The organism is Ercella succinigenes (assembly GCF_900002895.1).
This window is the reverse complement of sequence record NZ_CDHP01000001.1, coordinates 80,414-94,178: the sequence shown is the minus strand read 5'-3', so window position 1 is coordinate 94,178 and position 13,765 is coordinate 80,414. Positions and strand designations below refer to the sequence as shown.

Here is a 13,765-nt window from a genome sequence, read left to right as displayed (position 1 = left end):
TTTAAGCAGGATTTTGGAAGGACATTGATTCAAATGGAAATAAGAAAATCAAAACCAACCATAAAGCTGATTGCAAGCAAGGCAGGGGTTTCGCTCGCAACAGTATCAAATGCGCTAAATGGCAGAAGAGGCGTTAACGAGGAAACTAGCAAACAGGTTTTGGATATAGCAAGAGAGCTTGGTTACTTTGACTATAGTCAGAAAAGTCCAATCAACAAGGCTTTACGTGATATTAGAGCGATCAGGGTAATTAAATTTCGAAAACATGGACTAGTTGTTCAGGATACGCCGTTCTTTTCCGAATTGCTTAATGGTATTGAAAATGAATGCTCTATGCAGGGCTTCGAACTTTTATTTTCTCAGGTTCAGGCCTGGGAAAAGGAAGATAGGAAAAAATTTACGCAGCTCCTACAAGATGAGCAAGTCGCTAACATCATATTGGCAACAGAAATGGGTTTTGAGGATCTGGAATTAATAGAGCAGGCAAAAGCTCCCCTTGTATTACTTGATAGTTATTTTTGCGGGACTACTTATAACAGTGTAGCAATAAATAACTATGAAGCAGGTTTTTGTGCTGCCAGATATCTGATTGAAAGAGGTCATCAGCAGATAGGTATCATTAACAGCAGCACAACTTTTAATAATATGTATTACCGCTGGTCCGGTTATAGAGATGCACTTGTTCAATCAGGACTACCTGTAAGGCCAGAACTGGAAGTTAGAGTTGAACCAACCATAAAAGGCAGTTACAGAGATATGAAAATTTGGCTGTCTTCAGAACCTTCTTTGCCAACAGCTTTTTTTGCCGCTAATGATATGATGGCTGCAGGATCTGTCAGAGCTATGCAAGAAAAAGGTTTATGTATTCCTGATGATATTTCAATAGTAGGTATGGATAATACACCAATCTGTCAGGCGGTAAGTCCAGCTCTGACTACCGTACATGTTTATAAACAAGAACTTGCAGCTGCGGCAGTCAAAGAATTATTGGCAATTATTAAATCAAATCAGAAAATTCACAGATTAGTTGAAGTAGGTGTAAAAATGGTGGAACGCTCTAGTACGAGCATCCGTTTGAAATTTTGATTAATAAAATTTTGAAAAAATAAGATCTACTTCCTGCAACATCTGGAGAAAGTAGTTTTTATATTGAATTTGCCAAGCGAATATGATAGGATTTAGGCTGGAACTTCACAGGACGCGTAAAGTGTTGTGTAGTGAACATACAGGCAATCGGAAAATCTTTTTTTGCAAAGGTGCAAAAAAAAGAAAGCCAAAAACCGAAAGGAGTCTTTATATGATTAAACACAAGAAATTGCAAGCATGGGTTGATGAAGTTGCAGAAATGTGTCAACCAGACAACATTTACTGGGTAACTGGTTCTCAGGAAGAGAATGATCGTTTGCTGCAGGAAATGGTTGATGCAGGAGCAGCAACAAAATTAAATGAGACAAAAAGACCGGAGAGTTATCTTTTCCGTAGCGATGCCTCAGACGTGGCACGTGTAGAAAACCGCACTTATATTGCTTCACGTGATCCTGAAGCTGCCGGTCCTACAAATAACTGGATTGATCCAGATGAGCTTAAGGCTACAATGAAGGATCTTTACAAAGGTTGCATGAAAGGTCGTACAATGTACGTGATTCCTTTCTCAATGGGTCCTATAGGTTCGCCTATTTCAAAAATAGGTGTTGAGTTAACTGACAGTGCATATGTTGTTATAAACATGCGCATTATGACACGTATGGGTTCTGCGGTGCTTGATGTACTGGGTGAAGATGGCGAATTTGTTCCATGTCTGCACTCTGTAGGTGCTCCTTTGGCTGAAGGTCAGCAAGATGTACCTTGGCCATGTGCTCCGATTGAACAGAAATATATCAGCCATTTCCCTGAAGAAAGACTTATCTGGTCTTACGGTTCAGGTTATGGCGGCAATGCTTTGCTTGGTAAGAAGTGCTTCGCTCTGCGTATTGCTTCTGTTCAGGCTCGTGATGAAGGCTGGTTGGCTGAACATATGCTTATCCTCAAGCTGACAAGCCCAGAAGGAACTGTTAAATATATTGCCGGTGCTTTCCCAAGTGCTTGTGGTAAAACAAATCTGGCTATGCTTGTTCCTACCGTACCTGGCTGGAAAGTCGAAACAGTTGGTGACGATATTGCATGGATGAAATTTGGTGATGATGGACGTCTCTATGCCATCAATCCTGAAGCTGGATTCTTTGGAGTTGCTCCTGGGACATCAGATCATTCAAATGTCAATGCTATGCGTAGTATCGATCGTAACGCTATTTTCACTAATGTTGGTCTTACCGACGATGGCGATATATGGTGGGAAGAAATGGGCGTAGATGCTCCTGAGCATCTGATTGACTGGAAGGGTAATGACTGGAATCCTGCAACAGCAGAAACTCCTGCAGCTCATCCTAATGCACGTTTCACAGCTCAAGCGTCTCAATGTCCAGTTATTGCTGATAACTGGGAAGATCCCGCAGGTGTACCTATTGATGCTATCTTGATTGGTGGACGTCGTAAATCTACGATACCTCTCATTCACGAGAGCTTTGACTGGAATCACGGTGTTTTCCTTGGTTCTATTATGGGTTCTGAAATCACAGCTGCCGCTATTACTAAAAAAGTTGGACAGGTTCGTCGTGATCCATTTGCTATGTTGCCTTTCTGCGGTTATCATATTTGTGATTATCTCCAGCACTGGCTTAATGTGGGCACAAAATCTACCGCAGATAAACTGCCAAAGATTTTCTATGTTAACTGGTTCCGTAAAGACGAAAGCGGCAAATGGCTCTGGCCTGGATTTGGTGAGAACAGCCGTGTTCTTAAGTGGATTGTCGAGCGTCTGGAAGGTAAAGTTGATGCTGTTAAAACACAGATTGGTTATATGCCAACTGTTGATGGTATTGATACCAATGGTCTTGACGTAAGCAGTGAAGATATGGCTGAACTGCTTAAGATAAATGTTGACGAGTGGCTGGAAGAAGTTGCTTCAGTAAAAGAACATTATCAGTCATATGGCGAAAAATTGCCGAAAGAACTGGCTAATCAGCTGGAAGCTCTGGAAGCACGTCTTAAAGCTTAATCTGCCTGATTTGATTGAATTAGTGCCAGAATTGAGTTGATGAAATAATAATAAAAAACGGCGTAAGAGTATAACTTTTGCGCCGTTTTGACTGTAAAGCAAAATATTTTAGATGAAAAATTTTTTAGGTAATTTATTAAATTACTGGCTAAACATATATTTCGTCAAATTGAACATATTAGGGCTAAACATATAAACAAGATTAATGCAAATGTGATTTTTACTGTGATCATAACAGGTTACTGTTGAAAAATAAGCGTTTTTCGTCTAAAATTGAAATGATGTAAATGTAATAATACCCTAAGTAAAAGGGTAATTTAATCAGGAGGATTTAAACACATGGCTATTAAAGTAGGTATCAATGGTTTCGGCCGTATCGGACGTATGGTATTCCAGGCAATTTGCGATCAGGGATTGCTGGGAACAGCAATTGACGTTGTTGCAGTTGCAGATATTTCAACCGATGCCGATTACTTTGCTTATCAGATTAAGTATGATTCTGTACAAGGTCAGTTCAAACATGAAATTTCTACAGAAAAAAGCAGTGCTGATGCAAAAGAAGATGACGTTCTCGTCGTAAACGGAAAGAACAAAGTTCGTTGCGTTATGGCTCAGAGAAATCCTGCTGATTTGCCATGGGGCGAGCTCGGTGTAGATTATGTTATCGAGTCAACTGGGTTATTTACTGATTCAGAGCAGGCAAAAGGACATATTGAGGCTGGAGCTAAAAAAGTTATTATTTCAGCACCAGGTAAGGGTGCAGTTAAGACCATTGTTATGGGTGTTAATGAGAATGAATACGATTCAGCAGCTCACTCAATCGTTTCTAATGCTTCATGTACAACAAACTGCTTGGCTCCTGTAGTACATGTTCTTCTTAAAGAAGGAATCGGTGTTGAACAGGGTCTTATGACAACTATCCATTCATATACAGCTACTCAGAAAACTGTTGACGGTCCTTCAAAGAAAGACTGGAGAGGCGGTCGTGCTGCAGCTATCAATATTATCCCATCAACTACTGGTGCTGCTAAAGCTGTTGGACAGGTTCTGCCAAGCGTTGACGGCAAAATGACAGGTATGTCATTCCGCGTACCTACTCCAACTGTTTCTGTTGTAGATCTTACTTTCACTGCTGCCCGTGATACTTCAATTGAAGAAATCGACGCAAAGTTGAAAGAGGCTTCAGCAACATATCTTAAAGATATTCTTGGTTATACAGATGAAGAACTGGTATCAACAGACTTTATACATGATACACGTTCTTCTATCTATGACTCACTGGCAACACTCCAGAACAACCTTAAGGGCGAAAAGCGCTTCTTCAAAGTCGTATCATGGTATGACAATGAGTGGGGTTATTCAAACCGTGTTGTAGATCTCGTAACCTTCATGGCTAAAAAAGACGGTACTCTTTAATCTACTATAAAATATAACTCTAAAAACATATAAGACAGTTCCCGTTGATGTAAGATCGCAGGGGACTGTCTTTTTTAGAAAAGAGGTAATTTTATGAATAAAATAAATGAGTCTACTCAGAGTAAATCTTTGCCGATATCCGAAAAAGAATTAATTAAGAAAGCAATTTCGGCAAAAGATAAGGCATATGCTCCTTATTCAAAATTCAGAGTAGGTGCAGCTGTTATTGATGATATGAATAATATTCATACCGGCTGTAACGTTGAAAACTCTTCCTATGGAGCTACCTGTTGTGCCGAAAGAACAGCGATTTTCAAAGCAATATCAGAAGGTGCAAGTAAAATAAAAAAGCTTGCTGTAGTATGTGACGATAATGATTTTTGCAGTCCTTGTGGCATATGTCGACAAGTAATGTCTGAATTTGCTTCCGAAAATTTCCAGCTCATCTCTGCAAAACCAGATGGAAATTATAAAAATTATAAAATGGATGAACTATTACCATCAGCATTTATTCTTTCAGTAAACAGGGACAGTAAATAATATCAAAACAATCAGAAAAGTAAACTGTTTTGCAAATTAACTTTCTTTGTTATAGGATCTATCGCGTCCCTCGCGCTCGAAACAACCTGCTTTATCACAAATAATATATAAAGGCCTACCTTTTACTTCTTCGAAAATTCTGGCAATATATTCACCTATGATGCCTAAGATAATTAAAACAATTCCAAAAAAGAATAGTATCACACACATAAGCGAAGCATAGCCTGGCTCCATCCAGACAAGATCAAAAAGTCTCGAAATAAAAACAGTAAAAGTTAGAATCAGACTAAACACCGATAGAATTATGCCAAGTGTAATACCTAATTTCAGCGGTTTGTATGAAAATGAAGTTATACCATCGGCGGCAAGACGCAGCATTTTGCCAAAAGGATACTTTGATTTGCCTGCATAGCGAGGCTCCCTAACATAATCAACAAAAGTTTGTTTGAAGCCAAGCCAGCTTATTAATCCTCTCACATAGCGGTTGTGCTCAGGAACTTTTAGCAAAGCATCTCTTACACAAGCATCAATAAGACGAAAGTCGCCCACATCTACAGGAATATCAACATCAGTTAAACGATGCAGTAATCTGTAAAAAAATCTGGCAGTGAATTTTTTGAATCTGGTTTCCCCATCACGTTTGATTCGCCTGCCATAAACCACCTGATAGCCTTGCTTCCATAATTTAATCATCTCAGGTATAATCTCAGGTGGATCCTGAAGGTCGGCATCAATTATAACGACGGCATCTCCTGCGGCATGATCCATACCGGCAGTGATAGCTGTCTGATGTCCAAAGTTACGGGAAAAAGAAATCATTTTAACTCTATTATCAGTATTGCAATAATCTCTAACAATGGATGCCGTAAGGTCAGTACTGCCGTCGTTTATATATATAAGCTCAAAACTCTCGGTTTGACTGTTCATCAGATCAATCAATCGGGAGTGTGTACTTTCTATAACCTCTTCTTCGTTAAAAAGAGGTACAACCAAAGAAATCTCAATTTTTTTCATGTCATACCTCCAGCACAACACTATTATTATATCAGATTGAGCAATAATAAAAAGTCTTGTCTGTTACATGTGATTCTTTATAATCGTTTATAATAGTAGTAAGATTCATGAAATGAAAGGAGCATGACATCTAAGGACAAAATACGAATCAGAAGGGAGCAGTCATCATGAAGATCAACATTCACGGAAAAGGTATTAAAGTAGGCGATCAGCTGCAAAAGAAAATTGAGGATAAGCTTGGCAAATTCCACCGCTTTTTTGGTGATGAGGCAGTTGCAAATGTAAAAGTAAGACCTGAGGCCGAACTTAAATGTATAGAGGTAACCCTCAAAATTCAAAACCATTATTATCGCGCTGAAGCGGTAGCAGCTGATGTGTTTTCAGCTCTGGATCAGGCTGTAGAAGTTATGGAAGGACAGATCCGTAAGCATAAAACCAAAATTGAAAAGAGAATACATGATTATGCTTATATGAAAGAGTATTTGAAAACTGAAGCTCTTACTCCGGAGGAACAGGAACCGGAAGAACCTACAATTATAAAAAGAAAATCGTTTGATCTGGCACCTATGGATGCCGATGAAGCTGTACTGCAAATGGAGATGCTAGGACACAGCTTCCTGCTCTATTTGGATATGGAAACAGATAAAGTTTGCGTAGTTTATAAAAGGAAGGATGGAAACTACGGTTTAATAGAACCTAATTATTAATATAATAAATAATATAGTTTTAGGAGCTGTCTTTGAGTATTTAATTCTCAGAAGACAGCTCTTTTTATGTAGTTTTTTGGGTACACATTTATCACATCTTCTTGTATAATGGCAGAACGATTGTTTTGTCTTGTAATTTATCAAGGCTTTATTAAGACTATATTATATGAGGTGTTTTTAATGGACTTATTTGATCAGCTGCTTATTCCACAATCTGATAATTCAACCGGATCGGACAAATCTGATAAAATCCGAGATATATCAGATAAACTGCTTAAGGGGTTAAATCCGCAGCAGGCCGAGGCTGTTAAGCATCAGGACGGTCCTTTACTGATTCTGGCTGGTGCCGGTTCAGGTAAAACAAGAGTTATAACACATAGAATTGCCTGGTTGGTACAGGTGAAAAATGTCCGGCCATCTTCAATATTAGCTATTACTTTTACTAATAAAGCTGCAGCTGAGATGAAAAGCCGAATAGAATCGCTTATAGGTTCAGTTAGCTCATCAATGTGGATCGGAACTTTTCATTCTATGCTGCTTAGAATGCTAAGGCGATATGCTGATAGAATAGGTTATACTTCACATTTCACTATTCTGGATAGCGAGGATCAAAAAAGAATTGTAAAACAGTGCTTTAAGGAATTATCTTTAGATGATAAAAAATTCCCGGTAAGAATGGTACACGGGAAAATAAGCTCTGCTAAAAACGCACTTATAGGTGTTGAACAATTTGCACGGGAAGCAGGTTCTGATTTTATTCAGGAAAAAGTGGCTCAAGTATACAAAATGTATCAACATGAGCTTAAACGTAATAATAGCATGGATTTTGACGATATTCTGTTTGAGGCTGTAAGTTTGCTGGAAAATAATAAAGATGTTTTGAGAGAATATCAGAGTAAATTTCAATATATTTTGGTTGATGAATATCAGGATACAAATCATGCTCAATATAAGCTTGTTCACCTTTTATCAGCAATGCATAAGAACCTTTGCGTTGTAGGCGATGATGACCAATCTATATATAGTTTTAGAGGAGCTAATATACAAAACATTCTCGATTTTGAAAAAGATTTTAAGAATTGTACCGTCATTAAGCTGGAACAAAATTATAGATCTACAAATCACGTATTACAAGCTGCCAATGCTGTTATAAAAAATAATCGTGGACGTAAAAGTAAACAATTGAGGACAGAATTGCCTGATGGTGATTTAATTACTTTTTATCGAGGAGATAATCAGAGTGAGGAAGCCAGATATGTTGCCAGAGAAATAGTAAGACAAGCTGGCAAAAAAAATCATGAGCTTCCATTTGGACAGATGGCAATATTGTATAGAGTTAATGCCTTGTCGAGAAATCTTGAATTTGCTTTGCGAGAGCAGGGCATCCCATACAAAATTTTTGGGGGAACACGATTTTATGATCGTAAAGAAATCAAAGATGTTCTTGCCTATCTGCGTTTAGTATTGTTGCCTGAGGATAGAATTTCTTTTTCCAGAATAATAAATACGCCCAGGAGAGGTATTGGTGATGCTACTATAGCGGCAATAGAGTCAATATCTGCGCGCACCAACCAGACTCCGCTGGAGGTATGTGGGCAGGCTATGCAATATCCTGAATTGGCAAGAGCTAGTGGCAGATTACTAATGTTTTATGAGCTTATTGCCAGATTTCGTAAAGCAATGGCACAAGATGAAGTCTCTTTAGCTGAATTGACTGAATTAGTAGAAAATGAAAGCGGTTTGATTCAGGAAATAATAGACCAGCAGGAAAAGGCAGGTATATCAGATTCTGTTGACCGTATAGAAAATCTTAAAGAACTCTTATCTGATGCTGTTGAGTTTTCAAATAATTACTATGAGCAGATTAAGTTAAAACAAGAAAATCCCGAACTTCTTTCTGATGAGGATCAAGATGAAGATACAAGTCTTACTTCAGTTCTCTCTTCATATCTTGAAAGGGCAACTTTATATGCTGATATGGATGATGACAAGGATCAAGACTATGTAAGGTTGATGACTATACACAGTGCAAAAGGTTTGGAATTTGAAACGGTATTTGTCATCGGTGTTGAAGAAGGTCTTTTCCCAGGGTATAGATCACTGGAGAGTGAAGCTGCAATTGAAGAAGAACGGCGATTGGCTTATGTCGCAATAACCAGAGCTTGCAGAAAATTATATATAACAACAGCAAAAACAAGACTTATTTTTGGTCAAACCCAGGCTTTTAGAGTTTCACCTTTTGTTCAAGAAATTCCTTTACAGTATCTGGAAGAGATAGGGGGTACACGAGAAAGCACATCATCTTTCAGTAATGCAAAAAACAAACTGGAAACAGGAAATCAGTCAAACTCTATTTTTACAGGTGGGTCAGGCAGAAGTCCTTTCCCTGGAGCCCCTGCTCCACAAAGAAAACCATTATTTGCCTCCTCATCAACTAATAGCTCTAATTCTGCCGTTGAAAAGAAAAATACAGGCATAGATGTATCAACCTTGCATCGCGGAGATAAAGTAAAGCATCGTAAATTTGGTATAGGCAGAATAGAACAAATTACACCTGTTGCAGGAGATGCTATTTTGGTTGTTGATTTCGACAATGTAGGTGTGAAAAGATTAATGGCAAAAATGGCTCCTTTGGAAAAAGCCTGAACTATCTAAAAAAAGTTAAAATAGATCTTATTAATAGCATAGAAAAACTGATAAAAAAGCTGCCTTCCGGTAATCATACCAGAAGGCAGCTTTTCAAAGGTGTGCGGTGGTGTGGGAGGTCTCCCGGTCAAATAATGACCGGGATCCTACCCGATTCAAGAAATTATCTTTTGTTAAATTTTTGTTCATTCTTCGATGCAGATAATCATTGAATCGGTTTCAGTTATCTACTTCCTGAACAGATTTTTCTCTTTCTGGGTTAAAGCTATGAACTTTATAATCCCGACCACTGATAACAACCTCTGCTATATTCTGACAGTGATCACCGATACGCTCCATTGTATGAAGTATTTCAAGGAAAAGAACAGTCGTTTTGGGATTGCATTCACCGTTATTTAAGCGTTCCATATGGCTTTCACGCAGTCTGTCTTCCATGCTATCGATTTCGTCTTCATGACTCATTATTTTGCCTGCTATTACAAGATCTGTATTTCTCAGCGCAAGAATGGTTTCATTTACTATTTCTTCCACCAGACCAAAAGCTTCATTTAATTCCTTCGTCGCCTGAGCAGAGAAGTGAAGATCTTTCTCTTTCATTTGCAATGCACTGTCACAAATATTACTACAATAATCACCTATACGTTCAATATCATTTGTCGCATGCATTAGTCCTGCTATTCGTACAGAATCTGATTCTGTAAGCATAGAAGACTGAAAAATATGCGAAAGATATCTTACTATCTCATTTTCCAGATAATCAAGCGTATCTTCATTGGCAAAAATCTTTACTTCCAGCTCTTTTTCATACTTATTTATTATACTGTGAGCATCCCTAGCCATTGTCGTAGCTATTTCAGTCATTCTTGCCAGTTCTTTTGTCGCTAGATCGATAGAAATAGCCGGATTGTTAACTACCTTATAATCAAGATATGCCAAACGTTTATGCACAACAGGGTCTTCACCTCTTACGATATTGGTTACTATTTTAACCATTAGCCAGACAAAGGGCAGCCAGAGCAAAGTATTTACGACATTAAATACTGTATGGGAGATAGCGATACTTTCTCTCATTGAATCGGCAATTGGCGTTACCATTCCCGCAATGCCTGTATTAGCATCTGGTATTCGTGTAACACCTAAGACACCTAGAATAAAATTAACTAAATGTGTATAAGGCCTTAGAAGGAAAAGGAATACAACAGAACCAAAAACATTAAAAACAGCATGTGCAGCTGCAGCTCTTTTGGCATCGCGTGAACCTCCGATAGTAGCTAACAAGGCTGTAATAGTTGTACCGATATTGCTTCCGAGTAATATTGGTACTGCTTGGTAAAGTGTGATAAGAGGTGTACCAAGATCATCAGTAGATGTGCTTCCCAGTGTCTGTAAAACACCGATTGCTGCGGAGGAACTTTGTACAACCACAGTTGAAACAGCACCTACAATTACACCAAGTACAGGGATATCTTTTATGTTGAGCAGCAATTGAGCAAACTCAGGGCTTTTTGATAAAGGTTTCATAGCAGCGCCCATGCTGTTAAGTCCTACAAATAGGAGACCAAAAGCAAATATAATCTGGCCTAAATACCTTACCTTAGGCTTTTTTATAAAAAACATCATGATAAAACCGATTGCAACGAAAAGCCAGGCGTATTCATCAATTTTGGTTGCTACAATCCAGGCGGTAATGGTTGTACCTATATTGGCACCCATAATAACACCAATAGACTGTTTAAGTGTCATCAAACCTGCACTTACAAATCCAACTACCATAACCGTAGTAGCAGATGAACTTTGTACTATTACAGTAACAAGTGCACCTACAAGAACCGCTTTTAATGGTGTGCCGGTAAGCATTGCGAGAATATTTCGCATTTTATCACCAGCTGACTTTTGCAGTCCTTCGCCCATTTGATTCATACCGAATATAAACAGAGCAAGACCACCAAATAAAGCAAAAATAGCTTCTATGTTCATTTATAAACTCCTTTGAAGTCATGTTTGAAATTTGCCATCAGGCAGTTAACTTGGAAATAACCAAACGCTTACAATTTTATCTAAGTTCAGGCTCAGATACAATGGATTTTTCGAAATTTCTAGATTATTCCAGATTGGAAAAATCAAGTAAAATCATGACTTATATCCAATTTGGAAGAAAGATTAAATGACAAATATCTCTTGATAACCGTCTAATGCGAAAAAATATATTTGTTATTCTATAAAAACATGCGTTTTAAGGATTATGATATAATTAAATTTGTCAGAAACATAAAATTTAGAGATATAAAGTGTTAAATATTAATACAAAGAAGCCGTTGAATGAGAATTGACTGGAAAATTCCTGATAAATTGAAAGAGGTATCAATATGTTGCCGAGGATTCTCAAGGAAGAACAAGAATGTACCATGAGTCGCTTTGCTACAAAAAGTGTTAATACTCGTGGGCGAATTAAACAGCAGGAAAAATGTACAGTCAGAACAGATTTTGAAAGAGATGCGGGAAGAATTATATTTTCTATGGACTTTAGAAGGCTTAGACATAAAACACAAGTCTTTTTTAATCCACAGAATGATCATATATGTACGAGAATGGAACATGTCATTTATGTTAATTATATCGCAAATACTATAGGTAGAGCTTTGGGTCTTAATTCAGATCTTATACAGGCGATAGCATTGGGACATGATCTTGGACATGCCCCTTTTGGACATACAGGCGAAAAGGTTCTCAACCGTTGCTTGCAAAAAGTAGATAATGGACTTATTTTCCAGCATGAACTGCACAGCTTGCGTGTAGTCGATTATCTGGCAGAGAAAAATGATAAAAGAGGTCTAAATCTTACGTTTGAAGTAAGAGATGGAATAGCAAGCCATTGTGGTGAAAGATATAATGAGTTTTCTCTTAGGCCAAATAGGAGTAAAAAAGACGATGAGCTTATTGAACAGGCATTGTGTCATGGAACACCAGCAACTCTTGAAGGTTGTGTAGTAAGGATGGCAGATAAAATTGCTTATGTTGGACGTGATATAGAGGATGCCGCCAGGGCAGGTATAATGGAGTTTGATGATCTGCCTGCAGCTATACGTACTACTCTTGGCAGAACAAATGGAGAAATAATTAATACCTTGGTTACTGATATCATAGCCAATAGCTATGATAAAGATGCAATTATTCTTAGTTCTGAAAAAGGGGAAAGTATGGAAGAGCTGCTTAAAGAAAATTTCAACCGGATTTACAGATCAGAAAAAATAGCCAGATATGAAAAAATGGCCGAGAATGTCATAGAAGGATTATTTGAGGCTCTTTTACAAGCTGCATCTGATCCTGAAAAATTGTCACGAAGTAAAAATGGAACTCTTGCAGGTCTTGCTCAATATTTGAAACAGCATCCAGCCCCTGATGCAGAACCGGTAGCCCGCAGAATATCTGATTATATAGCAGGGATGTCTGATAATTATGCTACTAAAAAATTCGAAACGATTTACTGGATATAATTATAGATAGTGTCGTAAAACCCCTTGCTTTAGCTATGGGTAGTGTCAATTAGGTTCATGACGTTGAACTTTTCAGAAAAGAGGTTTGTTCAATATGGAAAATACATTTAATAGCAATCAGGACAATGAACAATTAAACATAGAATCAGAAAAGTTGTCTGATATGGTGACCGAGGATGAGGCACATCATTTTTTTGCAATGATGCATCGTATGCGGTACATAAATCGTTGGGGACTTATGCGAAATACTGAAAAAGAAAATATACAAGAGCACTCAATGCAGGTTGCTTTGATAGCTCATGCTTTGGCTGTTTTTAGAAAAAAATTTTTTGCAGATAATAGTATATCGCCAGAACCTGAAAAGGTAGCGCTTTTAGGGATGTTTCATGATGCCAGTGAAATTTTGACTGGTGATTTACCAACTCCCGTGAAATATTTTAATCCGCAAATTAAAAAAGCTTATAAAACTGTTGAAGAGGTTGCTTCTGAAAAATTACTGACAATGCTACCTGTGGATTTGCAGGATGTTTATAGAGAACTGCTTATGCCCAAAGCAAATTCCGCTGAGATGGAAGCTGCACTGAAATTTGTTAAGGCAGCTGACAAATTAAGTGCATATATAAAATGTCTGGATGAAGAAAAAGCAGGAAACCCTGAATTTTTGCAGGCAAAAATAAGTCTTGAACAAGCGTTAAATAGATTTAAACTTCCGGAAGTCGAATATTTTCTGCAAGTCTTTTTGCCTTCTTATAGCCTGACGCTTGACCAATTGAGCGAAATAGATGCAAACAATTGACTGATTAATTTTTCAGGCAGGTTTTCTAATGAAAAATAATATCAAAATTTAATTGCTA

The 13,765-nt window shown here is 37.9% G+C and carries 10 protein-coding genes; 8 read left to right on the top strand and 2 right to left on the bottom strand.

The genetic code is table 11. The features are described 5' to 3' along the window. Positions 1-33: 33 nt before the first annotated feature. The 4 genes from AC0KSB_RS00415 to cdd all read left to right on the top strand — a co-directional run bounded on the left by AC0KSB_RS00415 (position 34) and on the right by cdd (position 5,050). Positions 34-1,086, top strand: coding sequence for a LacI family DNA-binding transcriptional regulator (locus AC0KSB_RS00415; RefSeq protein ID WP_472305686.1), 1,053 nt, complete (start codon positions 34-36; stop codon positions 1,084-1,086). A gap of 154 nt (positions 1,087-1,240) precedes the next feature. Further along, positions 1,241-3,094, top strand: coding sequence for a phosphoenolpyruvate carboxykinase (GTP) (locus AC0KSB_RS00410; protein WP_472305713.1), 1,854 nt, complete (start codon positions 1,241-1,243; stop codon positions 3,092-3,094). Between the two features lie 339 nt (positions 3,095-3,433). Next, positions 3,434-4,510, top strand: a complete 1,077-nt coding sequence (gene gap / locus AC0KSB_RS00405; protein ID WP_472305685.1) for a type I glyceraldehyde-3-phosphate dehydrogenase — start codon at positions 3,434-3,436, stop codon at positions 4,508-4,510. Between the two features lie 93 nt (positions 4,511-4,603). Continuing rightward, a complete protein-coding gene (gene cdd / locus AC0KSB_RS00400) occupies positions 4,604-5,050 on the top strand; it encodes a cytidine deaminase (protein ID WP_472305684.1) in 447 nt (148 codons plus the stop codon). A gap of 36 nt (positions 5,051-5,086) precedes the next feature. Here the strand turns inward: cdd and AC0KSB_RS00395 are convergent, their stop codons facing one another. Continuing rightward, a complete protein-coding gene (locus AC0KSB_RS00395; RefSeq protein ID WP_472305683.1) occupies positions 5,087-6,064 on the bottom strand; it encodes a glycosyltransferase family 2 protein in 978 nt (325 codons plus the stop codon). Between the two features lie 167 nt (positions 6,065-6,231). Between AC0KSB_RS00395 and hpf the strand changes: the two genes are divergently transcribed. After that, positions 6,232-6,771, top strand: a complete 540-nt coding sequence (gene hpf, locus AC0KSB_RS00390; protein WP_472305682.1) for a ribosome hibernation-promoting factor, HPF/YfiA family — start codon at positions 6,232-6,234, stop codon at positions 6,769-6,771. Positions 6,772-6,951: 180 nt separating this feature from the next. Then, on the top strand, positions 6,952-9,417 hold the full coding sequence (locus AC0KSB_RS00385; protein ID WP_472305681.1) for an ATP-dependent helicase: 2,466 nt from the start codon (positions 6,952-6,954) through the stop codon (positions 9,415-9,417). A gap of 219 nt (positions 9,418-9,636) precedes the next feature. Here AC0KSB_RS00385 and AC0KSB_RS00380 read toward each other — a convergent pair whose 3' ends face one another. Continuing rightward, on the bottom strand, positions 9,637-11,394 hold the full coding sequence (locus AC0KSB_RS00380) for a Na/Pi cotransporter family protein (RefSeq protein ID WP_472305680.1): 1,758 nt from the start codon (positions 11,392-11,394) through the stop codon (positions 9,637-9,639). A gap of 389 nt (positions 11,395-11,783) precedes the next feature. Between AC0KSB_RS00380 and AC0KSB_RS00375 the strand changes: the two genes are divergently transcribed. Both AC0KSB_RS00375 and yfbR read left to right on the top strand, forming a co-directional pair. Next, positions 11,784-12,911 (top strand): HD domain-containing protein, encoded by a 1,128-nt coding sequence (locus AC0KSB_RS00375; RefSeq protein ID WP_472305679.1) that lies wholly within the window; start codon positions 11,784-11,786, stop codon positions 12,909-12,911. 94 nt (positions 12,912-13,005) lie between these two features. Further along, complete coding sequence (gene yfbR, locus AC0KSB_RS00370) at positions 13,006-13,707, top strand: 5'-deoxynucleotidase (protein ID WP_472305678.1); 702 nt, start codon at positions 13,006-13,008, stop codon at positions 13,705-13,707. The last annotated feature ends 58 nt before the right edge of the window (positions 13,708-13,765 follow it).

What these genes read in the sequence shown, in the direction of transcription:
- AC0KSB_RS00375 (WP_472305679.1), top strand. Translation starts at nt 11,784, where the DNA reads ATGTTGCCGAGGATTCTCAAGGAAGAACAAGAATGTACCATGAGTCGC.
- gap (WP_472305685.1), top strand. Translation starts at nt 3,434, where the DNA reads ATGGCTATTAAAGTAGGTATCAATGGTTTCGGCCGTATCGGACGTATG.
- AC0KSB_RS00395 (WP_472305683.1), bottom strand. Translation starts at nt 6,064, where the DNA reads ATGAAAAAAATTGAGATTTCTTTGGTTGTACCTCTTTTTAACGAAGAA.
- hpf (WP_472305682.1), top strand. Translation starts at nt 6,232, where the DNA reads ATGAAGATCAACATTCACGGAAAAGGTATTAAAGTAGGCGATCAGCTG.
- AC0KSB_RS00385 (WP_472305681.1), top strand. Translation starts at nt 6,952, where the DNA reads ATGGACTTATTTGATCAGCTGCTTATTCCACAATCTGATAATTCAACC.
- AC0KSB_RS00380 (WP_472305680.1), bottom strand. Translation starts at nt 11,394, where the DNA reads ATGAACATAGAAGCTATTTTTGCTTTATTTGGTGGTCTTGCTCTGTTT.
- cdd (WP_472305684.1), top strand. Translation starts at nt 4,604, where the DNA reads ATGAATAAAATAAATGAGTCTACTCAGAGTAAATCTTTGCCGATATCC.
- AC0KSB_RS00415 (WP_472305686.1), top strand. Translation starts at nt 34, where the DNA reads ATGGAAATAAGAAAATCAAAACCAACCATAAAGCTGATTGCAAGCAAG.
- yfbR (WP_472305678.1), top strand. Translation starts at nt 13,006, where the DNA reads ATGGAAAATACATTTAATAGCAATCAGGACAATGAACAATTAAACATA.